This is a genomic window from Rhizobacter sp. P3_B12 (assembly GCF_056402895.1).
Genome location: NZ_JBFUGN010000451.1, coordinates 1 through 4,847, shown reverse-complemented (window position 1 = coordinate 4,847; position 4,847 = coordinate 1). Strand labels below are relative to the sequence as shown.

The 4,847-nt window shown below is 67.3% G+C and carries 3 protein-coding genes; 2 read left to right on the top strand and 1 reads right to left on the bottom strand.

Annotation, left to right across the window (positions count from 1 at the left end; all coding sequences use genetic code 11):
• Positions 1-88: 88 nt before the first annotated feature.
• The gene (locus AC1D01_RS20945; protein ID WP_477869679.1) at positions 89-1,558 is read right to left on the bottom strand and encodes a protein adenylyltransferase SelO; all 1,470 of its coding nucleotides are present in this window, start codon (positions 1,556-1,558) and stop codon (positions 89-91) included.
• Positions 1,559-1,743: 185 nt separating this feature from the next.
• On the opposite strand from AC1D01_RS20945, the gene AC1D01_RS20940 reads away from it, so the two are divergent.
• Both AC1D01_RS20940 and AC1D01_RS20935 read left to right on the top strand, forming a co-directional pair.
• The gene (locus tag AC1D01_RS20940; RefSeq protein WP_477869677.1) at positions 1,744-3,408 is read left to right on the top strand and encodes a 3-(methylthio)propionyl-CoA ligase; all 1,665 of its coding nucleotides are present in this window, start codon (positions 1,744-1,746) and stop codon (positions 3,406-3,408) included.
• A 163-nt stretch (positions 3,409-3,571) separates the two neighbouring features.
• The gene (locus AC1D01_RS20935; RefSeq protein ID WP_477869675.1) at positions 3,572-4,819 is read left to right on the top strand and encodes a branched-chain amino acid ABC transporter substrate-binding protein; all 1,248 of its coding nucleotides are present in this window, start codon (positions 3,572-3,574) and stop codon (positions 4,817-4,819) included.
• Positions 4,820-4,847 lie beyond the last annotated feature (28 nt).

The following is a 4,847-nucleotide window of genomic DNA, read 5'->3' as shown; positions in this document are numbered from 1 at the left end:
GGGCTCAGCTGGGCGCGCCATTCGGCGTCGGTCTTCGCGACGCCGTAGGGGCTGCCGTCGTCGGGGCGGTGGTCGTGGTCGTTCGAACTCATGATGAACAGGACACCTCGATGTGTTGCGCCCAGTCGGGCGGAAAATCGGCATACGCCGCGTGCTCGGGCTGTTCGTCGAAGGGCGCGGACAGAACTTTCAGCAGCCGCTGCACCTCGCCGAAATCCCCACCCCGTGCCGCGCGGATCGCGGTATCGGCCAGGTGGTTGCGAAGCACGTACTTGGGGTTCACCCGGTTCATCCGCAAGGCGCGTTCGGCATCGACGCTGTTTTCGGAGCGCAACCGCGCCGCATAGTTCCGTGCCCAGGCGTCGAAGGCCTCGCGGTCGATGAAGAGGTCGCGCAGGGCCTCGTTGGCCGCGCCGTCGCGGCTGTCGAAGCCGGCCAGCCGGCGGAAGCTGATGCTGAAGTCGGTGCGGTCGGCGGCCATGCGCTGCAGCAGGCCCTCGGCGAGCGCCCGGTCGCCGTCCTGCGCGTCAGACAGGCCGAGCTTGGCGGCCATGCGCGCATCGAGCGTCGTGGCGAACTCGCTCTTGTAGGCCTCCAGCGCCTCGAGCGCGTCGTCCTGCTCGTTGATCAGCGGCAGCAGCGCCTGGGCCAGCGCATGCAGGTTCCAGAACGCGACGTTCGGTTGGCGCGCATAGGCGTAGCGGCCCTGGTGGTCGGAATGGTTGCAGACGTGGCCGGGGTCGAAGGCGTCGAGAAAGCCGTACGGGCCGTAGTCGATCGTGAGGCCCAGGATCGACATGTTGTCGGTGTTCATCACGCCGTGGCAGAAGCCGACGGCCTGCCAGTCGGCCATCAGGCGCGCGGTGCGCCGTGCCACCGCCTCGAGCAGCGCGACGGCCGGTTGCGCCGCGCCGCGGCATTCGGGGTAGGCGATGTCGATCACGAAATCGACCAGCCGGCGCAGTGCGTCGACGTTCGGCTCGGTGTGCGCGAAATGCTCGAAGTGGCCGAAGCGGATGAACGACGGCGCGACGCGCGTGACGACCGCGGCGGTCTCGATCTCCTCGCGCCGCACCGGCAGCGCCGAGCCGGTGATGCTCAGCGCGCGCGTGGTCGGCACGCCCAGCGCATGCATCGCCTCCGATGCCAGGAACTCGCGGATCGACGAGCGCAGCACCGCGCGGCCGTCGCCCATGCGCGAGTAGGGCGTGAGGCCGGCGCCCTTGAGCTGGATCTCCATCGGCCCGGCAGGCGTCTGCAGTTCGCCCAGCCACAGCGCGCGGCCGTCGCCCAGCTGGCCAGCCCAGACGCCGAACTGGTGGCCGCTGTAGACGCTGGCCAGCGGCTGCATCGGCGCCTCGGCGAGGTTGCCGCTGAGGGCGGCGAGCAGTCGCGGGTCGGCGGGCGGCGCTTCGGGCAGGCCGAGCAGGCGGGCGCAATCGGCGCTCCAGGCGACCCAGTGCGGGTCGGGCAGGCCTTGCGGCGGCAGTTCGGTGAAGAAGTCGCTGCCCAGCGCGGCGAAGCGGTTGGGCCAGTCGGCGCCCATCAGCGGCGGCATCGGAACAGAAATAGGCAGGGCGCTCATAGGGCCGAAAGTGTAATGACCGGGGCGAATCGAGCCGGCGGGGTGGGTAAGCCCTGGATTCGGCCGCGTGTGGGGGGCGGGTAAACAGCCAGCCGGCCCGCGCTCGACCCTTCCTATCATTTCCCGCACCGAAAAACGTTTTCATGCGGGAGAAGTCCATGTCACGCCTGATGGGCCAGATGATGCAGATGCCCTTGCTGATCTCCTCGCTGGCCGTGCATGCCGCGCGGCATGCGGCGGACACCGAGATCGTCTCGAAGCGCTGCGAGGGCGACATCCACCGCACCACCTGGAAGGACCTGGAGCTGCGCTCGCGCAAGCTGGCCCAGGCGCTGGCGCGGCTGGGTTGCGAGGCCGGCGACCGCGTCGCGACGCTGGCCTGGAACGGCTACCGGCACGTCGAGATCTACTACGGCAGCTCCGGCTCGGGCCTGGTCTGCCACACCATCAACCCGCGGCTCTTCCCCGAGCAGATCGCGTGGATCGCCAACGATGCGCAGGACAAGGTGCTGTGCTTCGACCTCGGCTTCCTGCCGCTGGTCGAGAAGCTCGCGCCGCAGCTCGCCGGGGTGAAGCACTTCGTGCTGATGACCGACCGCGCGCACATGCCGCCTGGCAGCCCGCTGCCGAACCTGGCCTGCTACGAAGACCTGGTCGAGGCCGAGGACGGCGCCTACGCCTGGCCGCAGTTCGACGAGAACACCGCGTCGAGCATCTGCTACACCTCGGGCACCACCGGCCATCCGAAGGGTGCCGTCTACAGCCACCGCTCGACGCTGCTGCATGCCTTCGCGGCGGCGCTGCCCGATTCGATGGGCTGCTCGGCTGCCGACGTGATCCTGCCGGTCGTGCCGATGTTCCACGTCAACGCCTGGGGCCTGCCGTATGCCGGCGCGCTGGTCGGCGCCAAGCTGGTGCTGCCGGGGCCGCACCTCGACGGCAAGTCGCTGTACGAGCTGTTCGAGACCGAGCGCGTCACCTTCAGCGCCGGCGTGCCGACGGTGTGGCTCGGGCTGCTGAACTACGTGAAGCAGAACGGCCTGAAGTTCAGCAGCTTCCGCCGCACCGTGATCGGTGGCTCGGCCTGCCCGCCGTCGATGATGCGGGCGCTGGAAGAGGAGCACCGGGTCGAGGTGATCCACGCCTGGGGCATGACCGAGATGTCGCCGCTGGGCACGCTGTCGAAGCTGAAGGCCAAGCATGCCGGGCTCGATGATGCGGCGCGCCACAAGCTGCTGGAGACRCAGGGCCGCGTGGTCTACGGCGTCGACATGCTGATCGTCGACGACGACCGGCGCCCGCTGCCGTGGGACGGCGCGGCTTCGGGCAACCTGCTGGTGCGCGGGCCCTGGGTGATCCAGAACTACTTCGGGCAGAAGTCGGGTGACCCCAGGGAGTCTCCGCTGGTCGAGGTCGACGGCCAATCGTGGTTCCCGACCGGCGATGTCGCGACGATCAACCCTGACGGCTTCATGCAGATCACCGACCGCAGCAAGGACGTGATCAAGTCCGGCGGCGAGTGGATCAGCTCGATCGAGCTGGAGAACATCGCGATGGGCCACCCGGGCGTGCACGAGGCGGCGGTGATCGCCTGCGCGCACCCGAAGTGGGACGAGCGGCCGCTGCTGGTGGTGGTGCGCAAGCCGGGCGTCGCGCTCGACGCCCGCGAGTTGCTCGGCTGGTTCGAGGGGCGCATCGCGAAATGGCAGATTCCGGACGATGTCGCCTTCGTCGACGAGATCCCGCACACGGCCACCGGCAAGATGCTGAAGCTGAAGCTGCGGGATCAATTCAAGGGCTACAAGCTGCCTACTGCTTCTTGAGTCGGCGCTTGAAGGCGGGTGCGGCGAGCCCTACACCCCCCGCCCGCGCCTTTGCCCGCTCCGATGTCCCACGCGCGACACGGCTTGTCGGGTAGTCCCTCAAACAGTCTCCATCCGCTTCCATTACCGTTCGGCCTTGTCGCAATCACCCCGCGAGGAAGCCATGGAATTCACCAGAAAGCTTTTCGGCCTTTCAGTGGCAGCGGCCTTCTCGCTGCACGCCGGCATCGCCTTTGCGCAAGCCGGAGAAACCGTCAAGATCGCGTGGATCGATCCGCTGTCCGGGCCGTTCGCGAGCCTCGGTGCGAACCAGCTGAAGAGCTTCCAGTTCATGGCCGAGCGCATCAGCGGCAAGAAGAACCCGGCCGGCGTCACCTTCGAGGTGGTCGGCTTCGACAACAAGGCCTCGCCACAAGAGAGCCTGAACGTGCTGAAGGCAGCCATCGACCAGGGCTTCCGCTACGTCACGCAGGGCAACGGCTCGGGCGCGGCGGCCGCCATCATCGACGCGGTGTCCAAGCACAACGAGCGCAACCCGGGCAAGGAGATCGTGTTCCTGAACCACTCCGCGGTCGACCCGGACCTCACCAACAGCAAGTGCAACTACTGGCACTTCCGCTTCGACGCCGACACCTCGATGAAGATGGAGGCGATGACGACCTACATGAAGGACCAGCCGGCCATCAAGAAGGTCTACCTGATCAACCAGAACTACTCGCACGGCCAGCAGGTCTCGAAGTTCGCGAAGGAAACGCTGGCCCGCAAGCGCCCCGACATCCAGATCGTCGGCGACGACCTGACGCCGCTCGGCCAGGTGAAGGATTTCTCGCCCTACGTCGCGAAGATCAAGCAGAGCGGCGCCGACACCGTGATCACCGGCAACTGGAGCCAGGACCTGACGCTGCTGATCAAGGCCGCGAAGGACGCCGGCCTGGACGTCACCTTCTACACCTACTACGCGAGCGTGATCGGCACGCCCACCGCGATCGGCGCGGCCGGCGAGGGCAAGGTCAAGATGATCGCGTACGCCCACCACAACATCCCGGGCGACATCGCTGCGGTCGGCGAGGAGTTCAACAAGAAGTTCAAGGAAGACTTCTTCACCACCGACATCTACAACATCTTCACGATGCTGCCGGCCGCGATGGCCAAGGCCAAGAGCACCGACCCGGTGAAGGTGGCCGCCGCGATGGAAGGCATCACGGTGAAGGGCTTCAGCGGCGAGATCACGATGCGCGCCTCCGACCACCAGATGCAGCAGGGCCTGTACCTGAGCACCTGGCGCAAGGTCGATGCGAAGAACAAGTACAACGTGGAAGGCACCGGCTTCACCTTCGTGCCGGACAAGTTCTACGAGCCCTACGTGTCGAGCACGCCCACCTCGTGCCAGATGAAGCGCCCCGGAGCTTGAGCGCCGCCCACTGACAATCCGACAATCC

What these genes read in the sequence shown, in the direction of transcription:
- AC1D01_RS20945 (WP_477869679.1), bottom strand. Translation starts at nt 1,558, where the DNA reads ATGCCGCCGCTGATGGGCGCCGACTGGCCCAACCGCTTCGCCGCGCTG.
- AC1D01_RS20935 (WP_477869675.1), top strand. Translation starts at nt 3,572, where the DNA reads ATGGAATTCACCAGAAAGCTTTTCGGCCTTTCAGTGGCAGCGGCCTTC.